We start from the raw sequence: 22,511 nt of genomic DNA on the forward strand, positions 1-22,511 counted from the left end.
CGGGGCGGATGGACGCGATCTCCCGCCAAAGCCTCGTGACTGCCGTGGCCTGTCTGATGGCGACGCTTATCGCCATCGCAGCCGGCCTTGAACAGCCTTTCTGGGCGACCATTACGGCCTTCATCGTCTCCAACGTCGACACATCGGCGCTGGTGACGAAGGCCGTGCTGCGGCTTGTGGGGACGGCGATCGGCTGCGTCATCGGCTATTTCGCGGCGGTGGCAATGGAAGGATTGCCTTTCGCGCAGGCGGCAGTCCTGTTCCTGGCCTCCGCGATCGGCACCTACGGCCGTTTTCGCAGCCGCTTCGGCTATGCGTGGATCCTCGGAGCCGCGAGCGTGATGCTGCTCGTCACCAGCAGCATGAGCGATCCGACGGACCTCTATATCTTTGCCTGGACGCGCTTCTACGAGATCTCCATCGGCGTCTTGGTCGCGACCGTGCTTGCCTGGGGCTTCTCGGCCAGCGGCCCCATCAGCCTTCAGCCGGCGCCGGTCGCTGTCGCCCGCGACGCCGCGCTGGAGCAGGGCTTGTCGGCGGGTATAGCGGCTGTCGTCATCGCGCTGCTCTGGAACTGGTTCGATCTGCCGAGCCTGCCGCAGGTCATCGTGACGAGCCTCGTCGTGGTCAGCCAGGATCTGGGGGCCTCACGCCTGCGCGGCGCGCAGCGGATGATGGGATGCATCCTTGGCGGCTGCCTCGGCCTCATCGTCATCCTGATCGACGCCGCCGATTTCCTGTGGTGGGCCGTCGCGCTCGTGTCAGGCATCTTCCTGGCGTCGCGCCTGCATCTCAGCCCGCACAAGCATGCCTATGTCGGCACGCAGATCGGCATCGCCTTCATGATCACGCTCGTGACGGGCGGCGGCCCGCCCGACAGCATCCTCGCCCCGGTCAACCGCCTCTCCGGCATGGTCGCCGGCGTGGCGGTGATGCTGACGGTGATGTGGATGATGAGCGGCAAGCTGCACCGCGCCGTGTCCGCCTGAGCTCGTATTCGCAATTTGCATAACACTTCGGCGCAGGTTGCGTCACAATCGCGGCGCGAAGGCCCTCGGCATCGTCACAGGTCGCATGCTTAAGGTCCGGGGCAATTCGGGGAAACGCCATGGAATTCCGCAATCTCGGCCGGTCGGGCCTGCGTGTCTCGGTGGTTGGTCTTGGCTGCAACAATTTTGGTGGCCGGCTTGATGTGGAGGCGACGCGCCGCGTCGTGCACAAGGCGATCGACGCCGGGATCACCCTGTTCGACACTGCAGACATCTATGGCAACCGAGGTGGTTCAGAAAGCCAGCTTGGGGAGGTCCTCGGTCCACGCCGCAAGGACATCGTGCTCGCCACCAAATTCGGCATGGCGATGGACGATGGGGACATCCTCAAGGGCGGCTCGCGCCGCTATATCATGTCCGCCGTCGAGGCGAGCCTGAAGCGCCTGAAAACCGACTGGATCGACCTCTACCAGCTGCACCGACCCGATCCGCTGACGCCGATCGAGGAGACGCTGCGCGCCCTCGACGATCTCGTCCGCGCCGGCAAGGTGCGCTATATCGGCTGCTCCAACCTGCCGGGCTGGCAGGTTGTCGAGGCATATTTCACGGCGCGTGAGCTCGGCATCAACGGCTTCGCCTCCGTCCAGGACGAATACAGCCTCGTCGAGCGCGGCATCGAGCGGGAGCTGGTGCCGGCCGCGTCCCGCTACGGCTTCGGTCTGCTGCCTTTCTTCCCGCTGGCGAGCGGCCTGCTCACAGGCAAGTACAAGCGTGGCGAGGCCGCGCCCGCCGGCACGCGCTTCGCCGAGCAGCGCTATGCCGATCGCTATTTCAACGATCGGAACTGGGACGTCGTCGAGGGCCTGCGCGGCTTCGCCGAGGCGCGCGGCCATAGCCTGCTCGAGCTCGCTTTCAGCTGGCTGGCAGCGCGGCCACTCGTCGCGAGCGTGATCGCCGGCGCCACCAAGCCGGAACAGGTGGAGGCCAATATCGAGGCCGCCGGCTGGCGTCTCACGGCGGAGGACCTGGCCGAGATCGATCGCATCACCGGCACGCCAGCCTGAGGGGAGCCGCACACCGTCCATGGCGTCCTCCAGTTGGCGCATCTTCCGGGAGAGGGATTTCTCTCTTTTCCTCAGCGCGCGCTTCTGCGCGTCGATCTCCCAACAGATCACCGATATCGCCGTTGGCTGGCTGGTCTATGACCTGACAGGCAGTGCACTTGCGCTCGGGCTGGTCGGCCTCGCGGCGTTCCTGCCCGTCATCAGTCTCGTGCTGGTGACCGGCCATGTGGCCGATCGGGTGGACCGCCGGCTCATCATGATGGCCTGTTTCGCTTTGAACACGCTCATCTGTGTCGGTCTCGCCCTCTTCGCCATCTGGCAGCCGCCCGAGGTTTGGCCGCTCTATGCGCTCGTCGTGCTGATGGGCGTGGCGCGGGCCTTCTACCAGCCGGCAAGCCAGGCCTTCGTGCCGAATCTCGTGCCTCGGCACCTCTTCGGCCAAGCCATAGCCTGGAGTTCATCGATCGGGCAGGTCGCTGTCATCGCCGGTCCGGCGATCGGTGGCCTCCTGTATATCGCGGGCGCCCATGTCGCTTTTGGGGGCGCGGCCCTGCTCTTCCTCGTGGCGGCGGTCGCGGTGACGCTGATCCGCCTGCGTGCGGAGAAGGTTCCGGCATCGAAGGTCAACTGGTCGACGCTCATCGCAGGATTGACCTTCATCCGCGGCAAGCCTGTGCTCTTCGGCGCCATCACGCTCGATCTCTTCGGCGTGCTGCTTGGCGGCGCGACCGCGCTCCTGCCCATCTATGCCAGCGACATCCTGCATATCGGCCCGGCGGGCCTGGGGCTTCTACGCAGCGCCCCGGCGGTGGGAGCGGCGGCGATGGCCCTGGTGCTGGCGCATCACCCGATCGCGCGCAACGCCGGCAAGCGCATGTTCGGCGCCGTCATCCTGTTCGGGCTGGCGACCATCGTCTTCGGCCTGTCGACGAACTTCTACCTGTCGCTTGGCGCGCTGGTCGTCCTCGGCGCCTCGGACATGATCAGCGTGTTCGTTCGCCAGACGCTCGTCCAGGCCGATACGCCGGATACCATGCGCGGCCGGGTGGCTGCCGTGAACACGGTGTTCATCGGCGCCTCGAACCAGCTCGGTGAATTCGAGTCCGGCACGCTGGCGGCCTTCATCGGCGCGGCGCCGGCCGTCGCGCTGGGCGGCCTTGGAACCATTGCCATCGCCTTGGCGTGGACCCGGCTATTTCCGACACTGCTCCACCGCGACAAGCTCGTCGAATAAGGTTGGCGCGTTGACTTTTGGCGGGAGTAGGCGTCTAGCTTCGGCAAGCGATGGTCCTCGTCAGAGGTCAAAAGGGAATGCCGGTGCGGGGTGTGTCACCCCAAGGCCGGAGCTGCCCCCGCAACTGTGAGCGGTTGAGGCGCGAACCACGACAGCCACTGGATCTGCCGTCCTTCCGGCGGGGGTCTGGGAAGGCGGTTCGCTCCGATGATCCGCAAGCCAGGAGACCTGCCTTCGCGATGGAAGCCATGGAACTGCCGGTGGGGCAGTGAAGGAGGTCGCGGTGTCGAATGTTGCTGTTGCGGGATTGGGTTCTCGCGCTGAGGTATTGAAAGTTGCCCTTGTTGCCTTTGCCATGGGCGTTGCCCTGGTGTTCGTGACGGGTTTCGCGCATCCCGAGGCCGTCCACAACGCGGCCCATGACACGCGCCACGCGCTGAGCTTTCCCTGCCACTGATCGCGGCATGTTCAATCGTGTGCTGGCCGTTGCCCTGGTGGCCGGCCTTGTTGCGGGACTTGCGATCGCGGTCCTGCAGCATTTCACCACGACTCCGCTGATCCTGGCCGGCGAAAAATTCGAGAAACCCGAGGGCACCGCCGCGCTTGGCGGCATGTCCGCCGGCCTGTTCGGCGCCCACATGGTTCAGACATCGGGCGTCATGCTGGCACATAACGTCGTCAAGGCGCATGCGCCGACAGGCGAAGGCGGCGACCACGCCGAGGGCTGGAGCCCCGCCGATGGCTTGGAGCGATCGGCCTTCACCGGGCTTACCACCATCGTCACAGCGATCGGTTTTGCCTTGATCCTGATGGCGGCTCTCCTGGTGGCGGGCGAGACGATCGATGTCCGGAGCGCGCTCGCCTTCGCGGCGGCGGCCTTCGTCGCAACCGGTCTCGCGCCAGCCCTGGGGCTCGCTCCCGAGCTGCCGGGGAGCGCGGCCGGGCCGCTCGTCGCGCGGCAGATCTGGTGGGTGTCCACCGCCGTCGCGACGGCAGTCGCGCTGTGGCTCCTCATCCGCACACCGGCTGTCTGGGCGAAGATCATCGGCATCCTCCTGCTCATCGCGCCACATGTCGTTGGCGCGCCGCATCCGGAGGCCTATGCCAGCGGCGCGCCCGCCGAGCTTGCCGGCCATTTCGCCGCGGCCTCGCTCGTCGTGCACGCGGCTTTGTGGGCCGCGGTCGCGGTCGCCGTCGGTTTCTTCTGGCCGCGCCTCGCCCGGCGCGCGGCATGAACGCACCTCAAACCGTCGCGCCAACCACGCTGATGGTCTGCGTGACCTGCCGGCGACGGCAGGGTGGCGCGACGGAAGGACCTTATGACGAGCCGGGGCGTGAGCTCGTGCAGACACTGGCTGAGCGGCTCGCCGCCGATGCCGATGTCACAGTCACGCCCGTGGAGTGTCTCTCGGTCTGCCGCAGGCCCTGTACGGTGGCCTTCGCCGCCCCCGGCAAATGGACCTATGTGATCGGCGATCTCGACGCCGACACGCATCTCGACGATCTCGTGCTCGCCGCCCGCCAGTATGCGGTGGCGGCGGACGGTATCATTCCCTGGCGTGAGCGCCCGCTGCCGATCCGTAAGGGTGTGGTCGCGCGTGTTCCGCCGCTCGTCTGCAAGATGGAAACGACCTCATGACCTCTCCTGTGGCGGCCACGGCCAAGGTTCCCTGCACCATCGTCACCGGCTTCCTCGGCGCCGGCAAGACGAGCCTCCTGCGCCACGTGCTCACCAACGCGGACGGGCGCCGGCTCGCCGTCATCGTCAACGAGTTCGGCGATGTCGGCATCGACGGCGAGATCCTGAAGGGCTGCGGCGTCGAGGCCTGCCCGGAGGACAATATCGTCGAGCTCGCCAACGGGTGCCTCTGCTGCACGGTTGCGGATGATTTCATCCCGGCGCTGGAGGGCCTGCTGGCCAAGGCGGAACCGCCGGAGCACATCCTCATCGAGACCTCGGGGCTCGCCCTGCCGAAGCCTCTGGTCAAGGCCTTCAACTGGCCGGCGATCGCCTCGCGCGTCACCGTCGATGGCGTCATCACCGTTGTCGATGGCGCGGCGACCGCCGCCGGGCGCTTTGCCGACGATCTCGAGGCGCTCGCCCGCCAGCGCGCGGCCGATCCCTCGCTCGAGCACGACAATCCCCTCGAGGAGGTCTTCGAGGACCAGTTGCTCTCGGCCGATCTCGTCATCCTCAACAAGGCCGACCTTCTCACGGGCGATGACGAGGCCCGGGTGCGCGCCGAGATCGCGGAAACCGTGCCGCGCGCCGTGAAGGTCGTCACCACCCGCGAGGGCGTGGTCGATCCCAAGGTTCTGCTCGGCCTCGGCGCGGCGGCGGAAAGCGACCTCGACGCGCGTCCTTCCCATCACGATGCGGAAGGGGAGCACGATCACGACGATTTCGACTCGTTCGTCGTCGAAATCCCCGAGCAGGGGGACGCGGAGGCGATGATCGCGCGGCTCAGGGCGGCCGCCGAAGCCCATGACATCCTGCGAATCAAGGGCTTTCTCGCCATCGCCGGCAAGCCGCTGCGGCTTCTCGTGCAGGGCGTCGGCGCCCGCTTCCAGCAGCAGTTCGAGCGCCCCTTCGCGGCCACCGAGGCGCGGGGCGGCCGGCTCGTGGTCATCGGCCAGAAGGGCTTCGACCGCGAGGCCGTGACGGCTGCCATCCTCGGCTGAGGGGAGGGGGCGATGCATCTCCTGCCGGTTACGGCTGTCGGGCTCGACCAGGCGGAAACGCCGGTCGACCTCGGCCAGACGCCGGCGGAGATGGTGATCCTCTCCTTCACCGACACGGACCTCGCCGCGCTCGCCACGGCCCATGAGCGCGCCGGCAAATCCCTTCCGACACTCCGGCTCGCCAATCTCCAGCGCCTCAGGCACCCGCTGTCGGTCGATCTCTATGTGGAGGAGGTCATCGATAAGGCGCGGATCGTCGTGATGCGCTGCCTCGGCGGGCTCGATTATCTCGACTACGGCCTCAACGAGATTGCCGCGAGTTGCATCAGGCGCGGGGCCATCCTCGTGGCCCTCGCCGGCGACGACCGGCCCGACGAGCGCCTCGCCGCCCTGTCGCGCGCCGACGGCGACTTCTACGACGCGCTGGACGGCTATTTCCGCGCCGGCGGCGTGGACAATCTCGGCGCGGCGCTTACGCTGATGGCTAATGCGCTCGGCGCAAGCCTTCCTATCGTACCCGCGCGCCCCGTACCGGCAGCGGGGGACTTTCCCCTGAAAGCGCCCGTTTCACCTCTCCCCGGCGGGGAGAGGTCGGACGCGCAGCGTCCGGGTGAGGGGGGGGCTTACGCTTCTCCGACGTTGCTCCCCCTCACCTCAGCCCTCTCCCCGCCGGGGAGAGGGAGTGGAGCCAGTCTTGCCCGGCCAGGGGCCAGTGAAGAAGAGGCCGGAGCGCAAGGCCCGGGTGAGGGCACTGGAAGCGCCGCCGCCGATCCCTCCCCTCCAGGGGAGGGTGGCGCCGCAGGCGCCGGGTGGGGCCCCGGCCTCCACCATTTCCACGCAGACAGACGCACGCTGACCCCACCCGACCTTGCCGGAGGCAAGGCCACCCTCCCCTGGAGGGGAGGGATCGCGGAGCCTTTCGCGGAGAGCGGCGCAACAGCGCTCATCCTGTTCTACCGCTCGGTCTATCTCGCGGGCGATACCGCACCGATCACGGCGCTGGCGGCGGCCCTCGTGGAACGGGGCCTCACCCCCGTCGCACTCTTCGTCTCCAGCCTGAAGGATCCCGAGGCGATCGCGATCGTCGAGGCGGCGATCGCGCGTCACAGGCCGGCGGTGATCTTGAACACGACGGCCTTCTCGGCGCAGCGGAACGAGGGCGGCAGCGTGCTCGATCGCGCCGACTGCCCTGTGCTGCAGGTGATCCTCGCCGGGGCACCGCGGGCGGCCTGGGACGAGAGCCCGCGCGGCCTCGGAGCCGCCGATTTCGCCATGAATGTCGCCCTGCCGGAGATCGACGGGCGGCTCACGACGACCGCGATTTCCTTCAAGGCCGAGGCACCGGCCAATCCGGCGCTCGAATTCGCCGTGGTGCGCCATCAGCCCGATCAGGCCCAGATCGCCCTCGTCGCGGAGCGCGCGGCGGGATGGGCGCGGCTCGCCGCCACGCCGCCCGCCGCGCGGCGCATCGCGGTGATCGTCGCCGACTATCCCTCGCGCGGCGGGCGCACCGGCTATGCGGTGGGTCTCGACACCGGCCGCAGCGCCGCCAATGTGCTGTCCTGGCTGGCGGGAGCGGGCTACGCGGCTGACAAGACCGTTCCGGCCGAGGCCATCCTGCTGCGGCTGGAAGCCGGCACGGAGCGCGCGGCGCTCAGCCTGTCACACTACCGGGATTGGCTTATGGCCACACCGCAAGCCTTCCGCGACGCGGTGACGGCGGCCTGGGGCGAGCCGGAGGACGACTCGGCGGTTGGGGACGGCGCGTTCTCCTTCCCTGTCCTGAGGGCCGGCCATGTCGTGCTCGCCCTTCAGCCGGAGCGCGGGCGAGACGCCGACCGCAAGGCGAGCTATCATGACCCGGCGCTGCCGCCGCGCCACGCCTATTGCGCCTTCTATGCCTGGCTTGCGCTCGGCCGGTCGGGCGGCGGCGAGGAGGTCGATGCCATCGTCCATCTCGGCACCCATGGCACGCTCGAATGGCTGCCGGGCAAGACCGCCGCGCTGTCGCCCGCCTGCGCGCCGCAGGTGCTGACGGGCGCGCTGCCGGTGATCTATCCCTTCATCGTCAATAATCCCGGCGAGGCGGCGGTGGCGCGCCGGCGGATAGGGGCGGTGACCATCGGCCATCTCACGCCGCCGATCAGCGAGGCGGGGCTCCATGGCGCGTCGGCCGAGCTCGAGGCGCTGGTTGATGAATACGCGGCCGCCGACGGCCTTGATAGCAAGCGCCAACGGCTCCTGAAATCCGCCATCGTCGACAAGGCGCGCGAGACGGGCCTTGCCGCCGAATGCGGCGCCGAGGCGAGCGATGACGACACGCTGATCACCGCGCTCGATGCCTGGCTGTGCGACCTCAAGGAGTTCGCCATACGCGACGGGCTGCATGTGCTCGGCGAGGCGCCCACACCCGCCTCCGGCGAGGCGATGGCGGTCTTGATGGGAGGCGCCGCAGCGGAAACGCGCCTGCGTATCGCGGCTTCTCCACAAGCGGAAAAAGCCGCGCTGCTGGCGGCGCTCGACGGGCGCTTCGTACCGCCGGGACCGGCGGGAGCGCCGACGCGCGGCCGGCTCGACGTGCTGCCGACCGGCCGCAATCTCACCGGGCTCGACCCGCGCGCCATCCCGACACGCACGGCGCTTGCCATCGGGGAGCGGGCGGCAGCGGAAGTGCTGCGACGCTATCTACAGGATCATGGCGACTGGCCGCGCGCGCTCGTCATGGACCTCTGGGCCTCGATGACGCTGCGCACCGGTGGCGACGACCTTGCCGAGGCACTGGTGCTGATGGGCGCACGCCCGCGCTGGGACCATGCCTCGAACCGTGTCACTGGCGTCGAGATCGTGCCCGGGCCGCGCATGGACCGGCCGCGCATCGATGTGACCTTGCGTATTTCCGGCCTTTTCCGGGATGCCTTCGCCCAGCAGATCACCCTGTTCGACCAGGCGGTCAAGGCGATTGCGGCGCTCGACGAGGAGGACGACTTCAACCCGCTCGCGGCCGCGCGGCGGCGCGGCGAGCCGCTCGACCGTATTTTCTCCGGCGCGCCGGGCACCTATGGCGCGGGGGTGTCCGCGCAGGTGCTGGATGGCGACTGGTCGGGGCGTGACGCCCTTGGCGCCAGCTATCTCGCGGCCGGCGGCTATGCCATCGGGGCCGACGGGACGGCGCGGCCGGCGTCCGAGGCCTTCAGGGAGCGCGTGCGGACCGCCGACGCGCTGGTTCACGCCCGCGACGACGGCGAGCGCGACGCGCTCGACACCGAGGACGTGGCCGATTTCGTCGGCGGCTTCGCGGCGGCAGCCGAGGCGCTCGGCGCGAGCCCCGCGCTCATCCATCTCGACACCAGCCGGCCGGACGCGCCGCGCGCGCGCCTGATGGCCGAGGAAATCGCCCGCATCGCCCGCAGCCGCCTCGCCAATCCGCGCTGGATCGCGGGACAGCTGCGCCATGGCTATCGCGGCGTCGCCGAGCTCGCGCAGGGGGTCGATGCGCTCTATGCCTTCGCGGCGACCTCGAACGCGGTCGGCCATCGGCCCTTTGAGCTGGTCTTTGACGCCTATGTCGCCGACGAGGCCGTGTGGTCGGCCCTGTCGGCCGCCAATCCCGCCGCTGCCCGCGCCATCGCCGCGCGCTTCGCCGATGCCCTGAAGCGCGGTCTGTGGCAGCCTCGCCGCAATTCGGTCTACGGGCGGCTCGCGGCCGCCCTCGATGCGATGCCGGAGGCTGCGCAGTGAGCGCGGCGACCGCTGCCGATCGCCGGCGCGGCTGGTGCCCTGGGGCCCTGCGGCCGATGGCGACGGGTGATGGCCTGCTCGTGCGGCTGCGTCTCACCGCAGGGTATCTGCCGGCGGCGACCGCGCGGCTGATCGCCGATCTCGCCATGCGCCACGGCAACGGGCTGATCGACCTCAGCAGCCGCGCCAATCTGCAACTGCGCGGCGTGACCGAGACAAGCCTCGGTTCGCTGCAGTCGGAACTGGCGCAAGCCGGCCTCCTCGATGAGAGCCCCGCCCATGAAGCCGCGCGCAACGTGCTGGCGAGCCCGCTGTCGGATTGCGACCCGACGGCCTTGTGCGACGCGCGCGGGGCGGCGCGAGCGCTGGAAGCGGCGCTGATGGCTGCCGCTGATCCCTCCCCTCAAGGGGAGGGTGGCCTTGCCTTCGGCAAGGTCGGGTGGGGAAAAAGGGCGGCGGATGTCTGGTCCCCACCCGGCGCCTGCGGCGCCACCCTCACCTTGAGGGGAGGGATCGGCGCGCCACTGGCTCTGCCGCCCAAGTTCTCCTGGATCGTCGACGACGGCGGCGCGCTGGCGCTGGACGACATCGCAGCCGATGTCCGTTTTCGCGCTGTCATGCACGAAGGCGTGGTGCTCTGGGCGGTCGGCCTCGATACGCTGGCGGGCATCGACTGGATCGGCGCCTCACCGCTTTCAGCCTTGCCGGATATCGCCCGCGCGATCGGCCTCGCCTTTGTCGAGGCGATGGCGCGGAATCCCGGCTTGCGCCGCATGCGCCAGCTCGATGCGGCGGGGCGGCGAGAGTTCGTCTTGGCGCTCGTCATGGCGCTTGCGCCGTTGCAGGCGGCACCCCCTCACCCCGGCCCTCTCCCCGCCGGGGAGAGGGCCGGGGTGAGGGGTATTCCGACACCCGGAATGGCAACAGACCCAGCCGTTCTCACGCTCGCCCTACCGTTCGGGCGCATGGCCGCGCGGCAGCTCGCCCTTCTCGCGGAGCTTGTCGAGGAGGGCTGCGGGGCGCTGAGGCTCGGGCCGTGGCGGCAGGCCCACCTGCCGGGGATCGCCCAGGGCCGGGCGGCAGCGCTGATGGCCAGCGCCGAGGCGGCCGGGTTCATCACGGCGGCCGGTGATGCACGGCTCGCCATCGCCGCCTGTCCCGGCGCGCCCGCCTGTGGCAGTGGGGAGATGTCGGCCCAGGAGGACGCGGTCCGTATCGCCACGGCGGCTGAGGATTTGGCGGACGCCGGCCTCAGCCTCCATGTCTCCGGCTGCGCCAAGGGCTGCGCGGCGCAGGCGACGGGGCGCCGTCCGCCGGGGCTGACACTCGTCGGCAGCGATGGCCGCTACGAATTGGTGCGCGGCGGCGCGGCCCATGCTAGGCCCATCGTCGCGCTCGGCGCGGCTGAGGCGGCGGCGGGGCTCGCGCGCCTCGCCGCCCATTGCCGGGCGCGCGGCGGCGCAGCCGCGCTGGCGGCGCTGGGCGACAGGGAATTGGCAGGGATGTTCGTGGCGTCTGATGGTTGAGGCAAGGAATTCCGATCGCGACTACATTCGCGAGGGTGACGAGATCTACCGGCGATCCTTCGCCATCATCCGCTCCGAGGCGCGGCTTGCGCGCTTCTCGCCGGTGGAAGAGCGGGTCGCCGTGCGCATCATCCACGCCTCGGGCATGGTCGAGGTGGCCGACGACATCGCCATGACGCCGGATTTCGCCGAGACCGCGCGATCGGCGCTCCGCGCCGGCGCGCCCATCCTCTGCGACTCCAAGATGGTCGCGAACGGCATCACCCGCGCGCGCCTGCCGGCGGACAATGCGGTGATCTGCACGCTCGACGATCCCTCCGTGCCGGGTCTCGTGCGCGAGATCGGCAATACGCGCAGCGCCGCGGCGCTCGAATTGTGGCGTCCGCATCTCGATGGCGCCGTCGCCGTCTTCGGCAATGCGCCGACCGCCGTGTTCCGCCTGCTCGAGATGCTGGATGCGGGAGCTCCCAAGCCTGCCGCCGTCATCGGCCTCCCCGTCGGCTTCGTCGGCGCGGCCGAGTCCAAGGAGGCGCTGATGGCCGATGGCCGCGTGCCGGCGCTCATCGTGAAAGGGCGCAAGGGCGGCAGCGCCATGGCGGCGGCGGCCGTGAACGCGCTGGCGAGGGACGCCGAGTGAGCCTTCCCCCCATCAAGCCCGGCACGCTCTATGGCGTGGGTCTCGGCCCCGGCGAGCCCGACTACATGACCGTGCGCGCGACACGCGTGATCGCGAACGCGGACATCATCGCTTTCTTCGCCAAGCGCGGGCGCTCCGGCCATGCGCGCACCATCGCCGGCGGGCTGATCGAGGCAGGCCGGCGCGAGATGCCGCTGATCTATCCCATGACCACTGAGATGCCGGCGGATTCGGCTGAATACCGCGCGAGCCTCGCGGCCTTCTATGAGGAGAGTGTCGCGGCGATCTCCGCCGAGCTCGCCGCCGGGGCGAGCGTTGCCGTGCTCTGCGAGGGCGACCCCTTCTTCTACGGGTCCTTCATGCATCTCTGGCGGCGGCTCTACGGCCGCTGGCCGCTCGAGGTGGTGCCGGGAGTCACCGGCATGTCGGGCGCCTGGACTCGGGCGGCCGCGCCGATCACCTGGGGGGACGACGTCCTGACGGTGCTCCCCGCGACTTTGCCCGAGGAGGCGCTGACCCGGCGCCTTTCCGAGACGGACGCGGCCGTCATCATGAAGCTCGGGCGGCATCTGCCGAAGGTGCGGCGGGCGCTTGAGGGAGCCGGCATCGCCGGCCGCGCCATCTATATCGAGCGCGGCACCATGGCGGACGAGCGCATCATGCCGCTCGGCGCGATGACCGACGCCGATGCGCCCTATTTCGCCATGGTGATCGTGCCGGGCGAGGGCAGGCGGCCATGATCGGGGCTGTGACATCGGAGAAGACAGGGGAGAAGGCAGAGGATAGGGCTGGCGACGAGGCCGGCTGGCTCGTGGTGGTGGGCCTTGGCCCGGGGCCTGACCGCTGGCTGACCCCGGCCGCTTCCGCCGTGCTCGACGCCGCGACCGATATCATCGGCTATGGCCCCTACACGGCGCGTTTGCCGGCGAGGGCGGGATGCGAGGTGCATGCCAGCGACAACCGCGTCGAGATCGAGCGCGCGCGCCACGCGCTGGAGCTCGCGAGCGCCGGGCATCGGGTCGCGGTGGTGTCGGGCGGGGACCCCGGCGTCTTTGCCATGGCGGCCGCCGTGTTCGAGGCTGTCGAGCATGGCCCGGGGGCGTGGCGCGCGCTCGATATCCGCGTCGAGCCGGGCGTGACGGCCATGCTGGCGGCGGCCGCCCGCGTCGGCGCGCCGCTCGGGCATGATTTCGCGGCGATCTCACTCTCCGATAATCTGAAGCCCTGGGAGATCATCTTGCGCCGCCTGCGGCTGGCGGCAGAGGCCGATCTCGTCATCGCCCTCTACAATCCCGTCTCCCGCGCGCGGCCGGACAAGCTGCGCGAAGCCTTCGCGGCTCTCGGCGCCATCCGCGCGCCGGAAACGCCTGTCATCATGGCCCGCGCGGTGGGACGTCCGGACGAGCGCATTGCGCTGACGACGCTTGGCGAGGCGCCGGGCATCGAGGCCGATATGGCGACCGTCGTGATCATCGGCTCCTCGGAAACCCGCCTCATCGCGCGCTCCGGCACGCCCTTCGTCTATACGCCGCGCAGCTATGGAGCCGCGCGGTGAGACGGCGAGGCCAGCTTCTTCGCCCGGGCCAATTTCTCGACCCAGGCCAAGGCTTCGCTTGGCTCGTGGAATGTCGGGACGTCGGGCTCGGGCGGCCGCGCGACCATCACGACGGGCAGACCGAGATTGCGAGCCGCCTTGAGCTTGGCGGCGGTCGCCGCGCCGCCGGCATTCTTGGTGACGAGCACGTCGATGGCATGGGCGTGCATCAGCGCTTCCTCATCCGCCAAAGCGAAGGGGCCGCGCGCCGTTATGAATGTCGCCTGCGGGGCGGTGAAGCCATCCGGCGCGTCGATGCTGCGCACGACATAGTGATGTTGCGGCGCGCCGTTGAAGGGCGCGAGCTCCTGCCGCCCGATGGTGAGGAAGACGCGGCGTGGCGTCGAGCCGAGCGCCGCCACGGCGGCTGCCATGTCGGGCACCACCTGCCAGCGATCTCCGGGTTCGGGCATCCAGGCCGGGCGGGTGAGGCGTGCGAGGGGAACGTCCCCAATGGCGCAGGCGCTCGCCGCATGGGCGGAGATCCGCGCCGCGAAGGGATGGGTCGCGTCGATGACCGCATCGATGCTGTTCGTGGCGAGATAGGTGGCGAGCCCCGCCACGCCGCCGAAGCCGCCGACACGGAGCGGGATCGGCGCCGGAGCATGCTCCCGGGTTCGACCGGCGAGCGACAGCACCGGCGCGATCTCAGCATTGTCCGCGACGAGAGCGGCAAGTCGGCTCGCCTCGGTCGTTCCGCCAAGGATCAGAAGGCTGAGCGCCACGGTGGGGCGCGGCGTTATGGGGGAGCTTGAGGCCATGTCCGGTCGCGATATCCTTTCATCCCGCGATATCCCTTCTTCCACGGTCGTGTCGAGAGCATCCTCGGCAACGCCCTGGCTTGCCATCGTGGGCCTCGGCGAAGATGGGATCGACGGCCTCAACGCCACCGCGCGCCGCCTGATCGCGGGCGCCGGCCTCGTGGTGGGCGGGCAACGTCATCTCGCGCTCGCTGGCGCGCTCGTCAAGGGCGAGACGCTCGTCTGGCCGAGCCCGATCCATGATGCCTTTCCCGCGATCCTCGCGCGGCGCGGCACGCCGGTCTGCGTGCTCGCGAGCGGTGACCCCTTCTGCTACGGCATCGGCAGCGTGCTCGCCCAGCATGTGCCGGCGGCGGAATGGGAGGTAGTGGCGCAGCCGTCAGCCTTCAGCCTCGCGGCCGCGCGCCTCGGCTGGGCTCTGCAGGACGTGGCCACCATCAGCCTGCATGGCCGGCCGCTGGCGCGCATCAGGCCGCTGCTGCAGCCGGGCGCGCGCATTCTGGCGCTGGCCTGGGACGGCACGACGCCGGGGAAGCTCGCGGCCATGCTCGCGGAACATGGCTTCGGCGCCTCGCGCATCACCACGCTCGAATGCCTGGGCGGCCCGCGCGCGCGGGTGCGCGCGTCGACAGCGGCCGATTACGACAGCGGTGATTGCGATCCCCTCGTCACCATCGCGCTGGAGGTGGCGGCGTTACCCGGAGCGCGCGTCCTGCCGCTGGCCGCCGGCCTCGACGACGATCTCTTCGCCCATGACGGGCAGATCACCAAGCGCGAGATCCGCGCGCTGGCGTTGTCCGCGCTCGCGCCGCGCCAGGGTGAACTCCTGTGGGATGTCGGCGCGGGGTCCGGCTCCGTCGGCATCGAATGGATGCTGCGCCATCCCTCGCTCCGCGCCATCGCCATCGAGGCCAGGGCGGAGCGCGTTGCCCGCATCCGTGCGAATGCCGAGAGCCTCGGCGTGCCGGATCTCGCCGTGATGGAAGGCATGGCGCCGGAAGCGCTCGCCGGCCTGCCGCCGCCGGCAGCGATCTTCATCGGCGGCGGGGCGAGCCGTCCCGGCGTCATTGAGGCCTGCTGGGACGCGCTGGCGGAAGGGGGGCGGTTCGTCGTCCACGCGGTGACGCTGGAGACCGAGGCGGTCTTGACCGCCGCCCGGGCCCGCCACGGCGGGGATCTGACGCGCTGTTCGCTGGAGCGGGCGGAGCCCATCGGCCGGTTTCATGGCTGGCGGGCGGCGATGCCAGTGGTGCAATGGCGTGTGGTGAAGGGGATGACGCCGTGAGAAACGTGGTGGCCGGCTTCGGCTTTCGCCAGCGCGCGACGATCGCCGATTTCCATGCCGCGCTCGATGCGGCCCTGACCGACGCTGACGTCGCGCCGGACGCGGTCGCGGAGATCGCCATCCCCCGCGTCAAGCGCAGCGCCATTGTCGAGGCTTTCGCGCAGCGGCGGGGGCTGATGCTGGTGTCGCTGTCGGAGATGGACCTGCATGCCGCCGGTGACCGCTGCCTCACCCAGTCGGCGCGTTCGGTCGGCGCGCTTGGCGTGCCGAGCGTCGCGGAAGCCGCCGCCCTTGCTGCGGCGGGGGAGGGCGCGCGACTAATCCGGCCGCGCATCAAGACCGCCGCCGTCACCTGCGCGCTGGCGCGCCGCGTACAACCATGAGGATGAGGCTGTGACCGTCCATTTCATCGGCGCCGGGCCCGGCGCGCCCGATCTCATCACGGTGCGTGGACGTGATCTCGTGGCCCGTTGCCCGGTCTGCCTCTACGCCGGCTCGCTGGTGCCGCGCGAGGTGTTGACCTGGTGCCCGCCCGGCGCGCGGATCGTCGATACCGCGCCGCTGTCGCTCGACCAGATCATCGCGACGATCGCGGACGCGCATGCGGCGGGGGAGGACATCGCCCGCCTGCATTCGGGCGATCTGTCCATCTGGAGCGCCATGGGCGAGCAATTGCGCCGGCTGCGGCAGCTGGACATTCCCTATACGGTTACACCCGGCGTGCCGGCTTTCGCCGCCTCGGCGGCGGCGCTCGGTCAGGAACTGACGCTGCCGGGCGTTGCGCAATCGGTGGTACTGACGCGCACCTCGGGACGCGCCACCGCCATGCCGGAGACGGAGACGCTGGCGGCCTTCGCCGCCACGGGCGCGACGCTCGCCATCCACCTCTCGATCCATGTTCTCGACAAGGTCGTGGCCGAACTCACGCCTCACTACGGGGAGGACTGCCCCGTGGCTGTCGTGGCGCGGGCGAGCTGGCCGGAGGAGCGCATCCTGCGCGGCACGCTCGCGACCATTGCCGGCCTCCTCGCCGCCGATCCTGTCGAACGCACGGCAACGATCTTCGTCGGGCCCGTGCTCGGCACGGAGGATTTCCGCGAGAGCGCGCTCTATGGCGCCCACTACGTCAGGCGTTTTCGCGGCGCTGGGGAGTAAGGGGTACCCATGCGGCGAAGTGTTAACCCCTCACCCTGTCCCTCTCCCACGCCAAGTTGGCTGTTGCCAATTTGGCATTCTTATAGAGCCCAACACGGCAACAGCCGTGCTGGGTGGAGAGGGGACGCTAACGGTCAGGCATTGCGGTATGGAGGCGACGCTGCTCGTGTCGCGTTGGTGAACCGCGACACGCTCCCTCTCCCCGGCGGGGAGAGGGGTGGGGTGAGGGCAAGCTCGCTCCTCGTGCGCCCCCTTACGATTCAGTCTATAGCAGCGCGATGATGCCACCCGCCGCGAGTTCAGCCTCTGTGCCAGCCTCCTTCCCCGTAGCCATGCGATCGCTGACGCCTGATTTCGCGCCGGGCTCGGTCTGGCTCGTGGGCGCGGGGCCGGGCGATCCCGGGCTGTTGACGCTGCACGCGATCAATGCGCTGGCCGCGGCGGATGCCGTCGTCTACGACGCCCTCGTTGACAAGCGCGTGCTCGGCCTCGCGCGGCCGGACGCACAGCTCGAATTCGCCGGCAAGCGCGGCGGCAAGCCCTCGCCGCAGCAGGCCGACATCACGCGTCGGCTCATCGCGCTCGCCCGTGAGGGCCGGCGGGTCCTGCGGCTGAAGGGCGGGGATCCCTTCGTGTTCGGGCGTGGCGGAGAAGAAGCGCTGGCGCTGGTGGAGGCCGGCATTCCGTTCCGCGTCATACCGGGTGTGACCGCCGGGCTCGGCGGGCTCGCCAGCGCGCTCATTCCAGCAACGACACGGGGCACGAATCAGGCCGTGGTGCTCGCCACCGGGCATGCGGCGGCCGGCTCCGAGGAGGATCTCGATTGGTCGGCGCTCGCCCGTCTGCGCCAGCCGCTCATTCTCTACATGGCGGTGGCCAACTTGCCGCGCATCGCCGGCGCGCTGATGGCCGGCGGGGCCGATCCCACGACACAGGTCGCCATCGTCGCTTCCGCCACGCTGCCGTCGGAACAGATCTTGGAAACGACGCTGGGTGGCGCCGCCGTCGCTCTGGCCGAGGCCGGCATTGAGGCGCCCTCGATCGTGGCCATCGGCTCCATCGTCGGCCTGAGGGCGCAGCTCACCGCCCGGACGGCGGCGGGGGCGCCATGACGGCAGCGAGGACAGGATCGACGACAGCGCCAATGGGGGCACCTGGCCTCCTCATCGCCGCGCCGCGTTCCGGCGCCGGCAAGACCACCGTGACGTTAGGACTGATGCGCGCTTTTGCCCGCCGCGGGCTCAAGGTCGCGCCGGTGAAATGCGGGCCGGACTACATCGACCCCGCCTTCCATGCGGTGGCGGCGGCGCGCGGCGGCGTCAATCTCGACAGCTGGGCCATGGGCGCCGATCTTCTCGGCGCGCTCATCGCCGGCCAGACCACTGGCGCGGACCTCGTGCTGGCGGAAGGGCTGATGGGCCTCTTCGACGGCGTGCCGGCCGAGCCGGGACGCACCGGCTCCAGCGCCGATATCGCGGCCCTGATGGGCTGGCCCGTGCTACTGGTGCTCGATGTCTCCGGCCAGTCGCAGTCGGCCGCCGCCATGGCGTTCGGCGCGGCGCGCTATGACCCGCGCATCACCATCGGCGGGGTGATCCTCAACAAGGTCGGCAGCGAGCGCCACAGGCGGCTCGCCGCCGAGGCGATCGAGGCCATCGGCCTGCCCGTGCTTGGCGCGCTGCCACGCGGCGAGGTGACCTTGCCCGAGCGGCATCTCGGGCTCGTGCAGGCGCGCGAGACAGCGGAGCTGGAGACCCGGCTCGACGGCCTCGCGGAACTCGTCGAAGCGCATATCGACCTTGCCGCCGTGCGGGAGCTGGCGCGGAGCGGCCAGCGCGTCGCGGCGCCGGAAGGCGGGCGCGTTGCCGTGCCGCCGCCCGGCCAGCGCATCGCCATCGCCGACGACGCCGCCTTCTCCTTCGTCTATCCGCATGTGGCGATGGGCTGGCGCGCGGCCGGCGCCGAGCTGTTGCCGTTCTCGCCGCTCGCCGACGAGGCGCCCGGCGACGACTGCGATGTCTGCTGGCTGCCCGGGGGATATCCCGAGCTCCACGCCGGCCGTCTCGCGGCCAACGCGCATTTCCGGGAGGGCCTTGCCGCCTTCGCCGCCACCCGGTCGGTCCATGGCGAGTGCGGCGGCTATATGGTGCTCGGCGAGGCGCTGGTCGATGCGGCCGGCGTCAGCCATCCCATGGCGGGGCTGCTGCCACTGGTGACGAGCTTCGCCAAACGCAAGCTCAATCTCGGCTATCGCATCGCCACCTTCACCGCGCCGGCGCCCTTCGCGCCCGCCGGCGCGGTGGCGCGGGGCCATGAATTCCACTACGCCAGCATCCTGTCTCCACCCGCGACGGCCCCTCTGGCCGAGGTCGGGGACGCCTACGGCAACAGGCTTGCGCCGGCAGGGCACAAGGTCGGCCATGTCTCCGGCTCGTTCTTTCACGTCATCGAGGTCGTGTCCTGATGGCTGACGGGGCCGCGCGAAGTGCTGACAGGCGAAGCGCTGACGGGCCAAGTGCTGACCGGCGAAGTGCTGACAGGCGAAGTGCTGACAGGCTCTTGGCCGTGCAGGTGCTGCGCGCGCTGGCCGCGCTGATGGTCGTGGTGCATCATGCGCAATATGACGCGGGGGCGCTTGCCGAACGGCTTGGTTTCGCCTTTACGCCGAGCCATCTCCTGCCGTGGCTTTCGGGCGTCGACATCTTCTTCGTCATCTCCGGCTTCGTGATGGTGCACGCCTCGCGCCCGCTCTTCGGCACGGCGGGAGCCTGGCGCATGTTCCTCAGCCGGCGCATCGTGCGCATCGTGCCGCTCTATTGGGGCGTGACAACGCTCTATCTGGCCGTGGCGGTCGTTCTGCCGCAGGTGTTGAACAGTGGTTGGCCGAGCCTTTGGCAAATCGTCGCGTCCTATCTCTTCATCCCCGCGATGCGGGCCGACGGCACCGTCCAGCCCATCTATTCACTGGGCTGGACGCTCAATTTCGAGATGTTCTTCTATCTCGTCTTCGCGGCCGCCATCGCCTTGCCGCGACGCCATGCGGTGCTCGCGGTCACGCTCGGGCTCGCCTTGCTCGTCGCCTCGCGGGCCTTCGTCGTCTGGCCGCTGCCGGTCGCCTACTGGTCCGATCCCATCGTGCTCGAATTCGTGCTCGGGATGGGTGTCGCCATGATACGCGAGACGGGCCTGCGGCTCAGCGGCGCAGCGCGGGTGTTGCTGGTCGTGGCGGGCTTTGCCCTCTTGCACCTTGACCTGTCGGCCGCCGATGGCACGGCGCTGCCTCAGTTCATCGGCTATGGCGGGCCCGCCGCGATGCTGGTGGCCGCCGCCGTGCTCGGGCGGCCGAATGAACGGCCGCCGGCCGTCGAGCGAGCCCTGGTCGCGATGGGCGATGCCTCCTACGCCCTCTACCTGCTGCATCCCTTCGCGATCCGCGCGTTGCGCGAGGTCTTCGCGCGCAGTCCGCTGGGCGTATGGCTCGGTCCTTGGGGTTACGTGGCGGCGTGCGTCGTCGCCGCGAGCCTGCTGGCGCTCGTCGTCTACCAGTGGCTGGAGCGGCCGCTCCACCAATATTTGCGGGCGCGCCTCACGTCACGGAGATGAGCGGTGCCTTGAGCGCCTCCGCCAGCTCCCGCGGCGCGATGGGAAAATTGGCGAAGGGGGTGCCGGCCGCCGCCCAGACCACGTCGAAGGCCATGAGGTCCTGATCGATATAGGTCGCCATCGCCGTCGCATGGCCGAAAGGCGGGATGCCGCCGATGGCGAAGCCGGTCAACTCGCGCACGCGCGCGGCGTTCGGGCGCCGCAGCCCCTCGCCGAGGATCGCGGTGACCCCCGTCTCGTTGACGCGGTTCTGTCCGGACACGAGGAAGAGATAGGGCTGGCCCGTTTCCGCACCCTCGAAGATGAGGGACTTGACGATCTGCCCGACCGCGACGCCATGCACGACAGCGGCTTCCTCGGCGGTGCGGGTCGTCTCGGTCGTCACATGGATGTTGAGGGTGAGGCCGATCTTCTCGGCGGCGTCGCGCACGATCGCAGCGCGGTCGTGAACAGTCGCGGATGGTTGCTTCTGGCTCGGCACGTCCATGGAGAGGCCCTTCTTGTTTCAGCCCAACTGCCGGCACACATTCGGCGGGAGCGTTGCCGCCGCAGCCTGCAAGGCGCGTTTGTGCAGGGAAAGCCTGCGCGTGTCCAATGGAAGGCGTCCGCGGGCAGGCCCGAGAGATGAGGATCGTGTTGAAGCAGGATGAGGATTTGCCAGGACAGGGCGCAGGCGATGGTGACAGCGCTGCGGACCTCACCGCCGCCGTCCGTCGCGCCCGCCTTGACGATGAGCAGCGCGACAGGATCGTGTCGGGGCTCAGGGAGGGCGAATTCGCGCGGCTCGATCTGCTATACGCGCGGCTTGCGCCCGTCTTCGCGCAAGTGCCTCAGGGCATCGATATTTTTGATCATGGAATCGTGCCGGGCGAGCGCCCGCGCTGCTACGTTGACGTGCTGGCCTTCGTCGAGATGGAACGCGACCGCCAGACCTATCGCTTCTTCGTCGATACGCGACGCGGGCGGATGACCGTCGCCCGAAGCGAGCGGGTCGAGGTGATCGTCGCGGCGGTGACGGACTATGTGGCGCGACGGCTTGTGGAGCGCGAGCGGACGATGGCCGAGAGCCGCGTCATCGTGACGCCGCCCGGCGCAATGTTGGACGCGGGCGCCATGGCCGGCGATCCGGAGACGCCACAGTCCGATGCGCCGACACGGCCCGGCCGCCGTTTCGACGGGGGCGACATCGTCTTCACGGCCATCATGGGGCTGATCGGCGGCGCGGCGTTGTTCCAGGGCGCGCTCTGGCTGATGGAATGGACGCCGGTCGCCCGTTTGCTCGGTCGTTTCTGAAACCGGCGCGTCTCAGTCCACGACCATCTCGCCGATCTGCGCGATTGTGGCCGTTTCGACATCCAGCGCCCTTGCCCGCACGCGGGGGGCATCCACGCCGCGTGTGCGGATGGTAAAGCGCGAATTCTGGCCATCCTCCGTGATGTCGATGAGATGATAGCCGGCACGATGCGTGAACAGGCCGCGCACGGCCGAGCATGAGGGTGCGCCGAGCACCGGCACCGGCTTCAGGGGCCCGCGAATGCGCACGAGCGACGTGCGGTGGTTATGACCGTGCAGGATCATTTCCGCGCCGGCCTTGGCAATGATGGCCTGAAAGGCGTCCGAATCAGTCAGCTGCCGGCCGGCCTTGGCGCCTTCGTAATAGGGCGGATGGTGGAGCATCACGATGCGGCACAGGCCCTGCTGGCCGAGCTCGGACAGGATCTCGCCCATGGCCGCGAGCTGCTTTTCTCCCAATGTGCCGCTGGCCACGAAGGGCAGGGTTGGCACCGCCGACGACAGGCCGACCAGCGCCACGCCGCCCCTGCGTCGCACATAGGGAAAGGACGGCATGGCGCCTTCCTTGGCGCCATCGGAGAGCATCCAGGGGGCGATCGTGCGAATCAGCGCCTTCAGCGCGCCGCGCACATAGGCATCGTGGTTGCCCGGCACGAAGCTCACATAATCGGGGGCGCCGAGCCGCTCCAGAAAGGCCCGCGCGACGGGAAATTCGGCGGCCAGCCCGATATTGGTGATATCGCCGGTCAGCGCGATATGATCAGCCTTCTGGGCCTCGAGATCGGCAATGATCCTGTCGAGCAGCGGCATGTCGTGGATGGCCGCGCGCCCGCGCCGCCAGTTGACATAGCCGGTGAAGCGCTTGCCCATCAGCTCCCGGAGCTTGGGAGAGGGCAGAGGACCGATGTGCGGATCAGAAATGTGGGCCAGGAGCATGCGCGGTGAAGATC

22 protein-coding genes and 1 riboswitch are annotated in these 22,511 nt (G+C 69.7%); of the genes, 19 read left to right on the top strand and 3 right to left on the bottom strand.

Annotated elements, in window-relative coordinates; genetic code table 11:
* Window positions 1–8: 8 nt before the first annotated feature.
* The 12 genes from KIO74_RS20990 (at window position 9) to cobJ (ending at window position 13,425) form a co-directional block, all read left to right on the top strand.
* A complete protein-coding gene (locus tag KIO74_RS20990; RefSeq protein WP_213333795.1) occupies window positions 9–989 on the top strand; it encodes an FUSC family protein in 981 nt (326 codons plus the stop codon).
* A gap of 119 nt (window positions 990–1,108) precedes the next feature.
* Window positions 1,109–2,053 carry an aldo/keto reductase gene (locus KIO74_RS20995; RefSeq protein ID WP_213333803.1) on the top strand — a complete coding sequence of 315 codons (945 nt, stop codon included), beginning with the start codon at window positions 1,109–1,111 and terminating at the stop codon, window positions 2,051–2,053.
* A gap of 19 nt (window positions 2,054–2,072) precedes the next feature.
* A complete protein-coding gene (locus KIO74_RS21000) occupies window positions 2,073–3,287 on the top strand; it encodes an MFS transporter (protein WP_213333810.1) in 1,215 nt (404 codons plus the stop codon).
* Window positions 3,288–3,321: 34 nt separating this feature from the next.
* A riboswitch (cobalamin riboswitch) is annotated at window positions 3,322–3,537 on the top strand.
* A gap of 33 nt (window positions 3,538–3,570) precedes the next feature.
* Window positions 3,571–3,744 carry a CbtB domain-containing protein gene (locus tag KIO74_RS21005; protein ID WP_213323257.1) on the top strand — a complete coding sequence of 58 codons (174 nt, stop codon included), beginning with the start codon at window positions 3,571–3,573 and terminating at the stop codon, window positions 3,742–3,744.
* A gap of 7 nt (window positions 3,745–3,751) precedes the next feature.
* On the top strand, window positions 3,752–4,522 hold the full coding sequence (locus KIO74_RS21010; protein ID WP_213333813.1) for a CbtA family protein: 771 nt from the start codon (window positions 3,752–3,754) through the stop codon (window positions 4,520–4,522).
* On the top strand, window positions 4,519–4,926 hold the full coding sequence (locus KIO74_RS21015) for a DUF1636 family protein (protein WP_249731099.1): 408 nt from the start codon (window positions 4,519–4,521) through the stop codon (window positions 4,924–4,926). Before KIO74_RS21010 ends, KIO74_RS21015 begins: the two co-directional genes overlap by 4 nt.
* Complete coding sequence (gene cobW / locus KIO74_RS21020; protein WP_213333815.1) at window positions 4,923–5,969, top strand: cobalamin biosynthesis protein CobW; 1,047 nt, start codon at window positions 4,923–4,925, stop codon at window positions 5,967–5,969. Before KIO74_RS21015 ends, cobW begins: the two co-directional genes overlap by 4 nt.
* 12 nt (window positions 5,970–5,981) lie before the next feature.
* Complete coding sequence (cobN, locus tag KIO74_RS21025) at window positions 5,982–9,707, top strand: cobaltochelatase subunit CobN (protein WP_213333817.1); 3,726 nt, start codon at window positions 5,982–5,984, stop codon at window positions 9,705–9,707.
* The gene (locus KIO74_RS21030) at window positions 9,704–11,233 is read left to right on the top strand and encodes a ferredoxin-like domain-containing protein (RefSeq protein WP_213333819.1); all 1,530 of its coding nucleotides are present in this window, start codon (window positions 9,704–9,706) and stop codon (window positions 11,231–11,233) included. Before cobN ends, KIO74_RS21030 begins: the two co-directional genes overlap by 4 nt.
* A complete protein-coding gene (locus KIO74_RS21035; protein WP_213333821.1) occupies window positions 11,226–11,870 on the top strand; it encodes a precorrin-8X methylmutase in 645 nt (214 codons plus the stop codon). The genes KIO74_RS21030 and KIO74_RS21035 overlap by 8 nt, the downstream gene beginning before the upstream one ends.
* On the top strand, window positions 11,867–12,610 hold the full coding sequence (locus KIO74_RS21040; RefSeq protein ID WP_213333823.1) for a precorrin-2 C(20)-methyltransferase: 744 nt from the start codon (window positions 11,867–11,869) through the stop codon (window positions 12,608–12,610). Before KIO74_RS21035 ends, KIO74_RS21040 begins: the two co-directional genes overlap by 4 nt.
* A complete protein-coding gene (gene cobJ, locus KIO74_RS21045) occupies window positions 12,607–13,425 on the top strand; it encodes a precorrin-3B C(17)-methyltransferase (RefSeq protein ID WP_213333825.1) in 819 nt (272 codons plus the stop codon). Before KIO74_RS21040 ends, cobJ begins: the two co-directional genes overlap by 4 nt.
* Here the strand turns inward: cobJ and KIO74_RS21050 are convergent.
* Window positions 13,407–14,225: a cobalt-precorrin-6A reductase gene (locus KIO74_RS21050; RefSeq protein ID WP_213333827.1), complete on the bottom strand. Its 819-nt coding sequence runs from the start codon at window positions 14,223–14,225 to the stop codon at window positions 13,407–13,409. The two genes, cobJ and KIO74_RS21050, sit on opposite strands and share 19 nt — an antisense overlap.
* Between KIO74_RS21050 and cbiE the strand changes: the two genes are divergently transcribed.
* The 6 genes from cbiE (at window position 14,224) to KIO74_RS21080 (ending at window position 20,268) form a co-directional block, all read left to right on the top strand.
* Window positions 14,224–15,510 carry a precorrin-6y C5,15-methyltransferase (decarboxylating) subunit CbiE gene (gene cbiE / locus KIO74_RS21055; RefSeq protein WP_213333834.1) on the top strand — a complete coding sequence of 429 codons (1,287 nt, stop codon included), beginning with the start codon at window positions 14,224–14,226 and terminating at the stop codon, window positions 15,508–15,510. The genes KIO74_RS21050 and cbiE overlap by 2 nt on opposite strands.
* Complete coding sequence (locus KIO74_RS21060; protein WP_213333836.1) at window positions 15,507–15,893, top strand: cobalamin biosynthesis protein; 387 nt, start codon at window positions 15,507–15,509, stop codon at window positions 15,891–15,893. The genes cbiE and KIO74_RS21060 overlap by 4 nt, the downstream gene beginning before the upstream one ends.
* 10 nt (window positions 15,894–15,903) lie before the next feature.
* A complete protein-coding gene (gene cobM / locus KIO74_RS21065) occupies window positions 15,904–16,665 on the top strand; it encodes a precorrin-4 C(11)-methyltransferase (RefSeq protein ID WP_213333838.1) in 762 nt (253 codons plus the stop codon).
* A 278-nt stretch (window positions 16,666–16,943) separates the two neighbouring features.
* On the top strand, window positions 16,944–17,777 hold the full coding sequence (cobA, locus tag KIO74_RS21070; RefSeq protein ID WP_249731101.1) for a uroporphyrinogen-III C-methyltransferase: 834 nt from the start codon (window positions 16,944–16,946) through the stop codon (window positions 17,775–17,777).
* A 32-nt stretch (window positions 17,778–17,809) separates the two neighbouring features.
* Window positions 17,810–19,129 (top strand): cobyrinic acid a,c-diamide synthase CobB, encoded by a 1,320-nt coding sequence (locus KIO74_RS21075; RefSeq protein ID WP_213333840.1) that lies wholly within the window; start codon window positions 17,810–17,812, stop codon window positions 19,127–19,129.
* 101 nt (window positions 19,130–19,230) lie between these two features.
* A complete protein-coding gene (locus KIO74_RS21080; protein ID WP_213333842.1) occupies window positions 19,231–20,268 on the top strand; it encodes an acyltransferase family protein in 1,038 nt (345 codons plus the stop codon).
* Here the strand turns inward: KIO74_RS21080 and KIO74_RS21085 are convergent.
* The gene (locus tag KIO74_RS21085; RefSeq protein WP_213333844.1) at window positions 20,252–20,755 is read right to left on the bottom strand and encodes a YbaK/EbsC family protein; all 504 of its coding nucleotides are present in this window, start codon (window positions 20,753–20,755) and stop codon (window positions 20,252–20,254) included. The two genes, KIO74_RS21080 and KIO74_RS21085, sit on opposite strands and share 17 nt — an antisense overlap.
* A 146-nt stretch (window positions 20,756–20,901) precedes the next feature.
* Here KIO74_RS21085 and KIO74_RS21090 point away from each other — a divergent pair, with 146 nt between their 5' ends.
* Window positions 20,902–21,561 carry a hypothetical protein gene (locus tag KIO74_RS21090; protein WP_213333846.1) on the top strand — a complete coding sequence of 220 codons (660 nt, stop codon included), beginning with the start codon at window positions 20,902–20,904 and terminating at the stop codon, window positions 21,559–21,561.
* 12 nt (window positions 21,562–21,573) lie between these two features.
* On the opposite strand, the gene KIO74_RS21095 is transcribed toward KIO74_RS21090, so the two are convergent.
* On the bottom strand, window positions 21,574–22,497 hold the full coding sequence (locus tag KIO74_RS21095) for a metallophosphoesterase family protein (RefSeq protein WP_213336107.1): 924 nt from the start codon (window positions 22,495–22,497) through the stop codon (window positions 21,574–21,576).
* Window positions 22,498–22,511 lie beyond the last annotated feature (14 nt).

The sequence above is a fragment of the Chelatococcus sp. HY11 genome, assembly GCF_018398335.1.
Taxonomy (GTDB): Bacteria; Pseudomonadota; Alphaproteobacteria; order Rhizobiales; family Beijerinckiaceae; genus Chelatococcus.

Coding starts and splice junctions, on each gene's coding strand:
- KIO74_RS20990 (WP_213333795.1), top strand. CDS start 9: ATGGACGCGATCTCCCGCCAAAGCCTCGTGACTGCCGTGGCCTGTCTG.
- KIO74_RS20995 (WP_213333803.1), top strand. CDS start 1,109: ATGGAATTCCGCAATCTCGGCCGGTCGGGCCTGCGTGTCTCGGTGGTT.
- KIO74_RS21000 (WP_213333810.1), top strand. CDS start 2,073: ATGGCGTCCTCCAGTTGGCGCATCTTCCGGGAGAGGGATTTCTCTCTT.
- KIO74_RS21010 (WP_213333813.1), top strand. CDS start 3,752: ATGTTCAATCGTGTGCTGGCCGTTGCCCTGGTGGCCGGCCTTGTTGCG.
- KIO74_RS21015 (WP_249731099.1), top strand. CDS start 4,519: ATGAACGCACCTCAAACCGTCGCGCCAACCACGCTGATGGTCTGCGTG.
- cobW (WP_213333815.1), top strand. CDS start 4,923: ATGACCTCTCCTGTGGCGGCCACGGCCAAGGTTCCCTGCACCATCGTC.
- cobN (WP_213333817.1), top strand. CDS start 5,982: ATGCATCTCCTGCCGGTTACGGCTGTCGGGCTCGACCAGGCGGAAACG.
- KIO74_RS21035 (WP_213333821.1), top strand. CDS start 11,226: ATGGTTGAGGCAAGGAATTCCGATCGCGACTACATTCGCGAGGGTGAC.
- cobJ (WP_213333825.1), top strand. CDS start 12,607: ATGATCGGGGCTGTGACATCGGAGAAGACAGGGGAGAAGGCAGAGGAT.
- cbiE (WP_213333834.1), top strand. CDS start 14,224: ATGTCCGGTCGCGATATCCTTTCATCCCGCGATATCCCTTCTTCCACG.
- KIO74_RS21050 (WP_213333827.1), bottom strand. CDS start 14,225: ATGGCCTCAAGCTCCCCCATAACGCCGCGCCCCACCGTGGCGCTCAGC.
- cobA (WP_249731101.1), top strand. CDS start 16,944: ATGATGCCACCCGCCGCGAGTTCAGCCTCTGTGCCAGCCTCCTTCCCC.
- KIO74_RS21075 (WP_213333840.1), top strand. CDS start 17,810: ATGGGGGCACCTGGCCTCCTCATCGCCGCGCCGCGTTCCGGCGCCGGC.
- KIO74_RS21085 (WP_213333844.1), bottom strand. CDS start 20,755: ATGGACGTGCCGAGCCAGAAGCAACCATCCGCGACTGTTCACGACCGC.
- KIO74_RS21095 (WP_213336107.1), bottom strand. CDS start 22,497: ATGCTCCTGGCCCACATTTCTGATCCGCACATCGGTCCTCTGCCCTCT.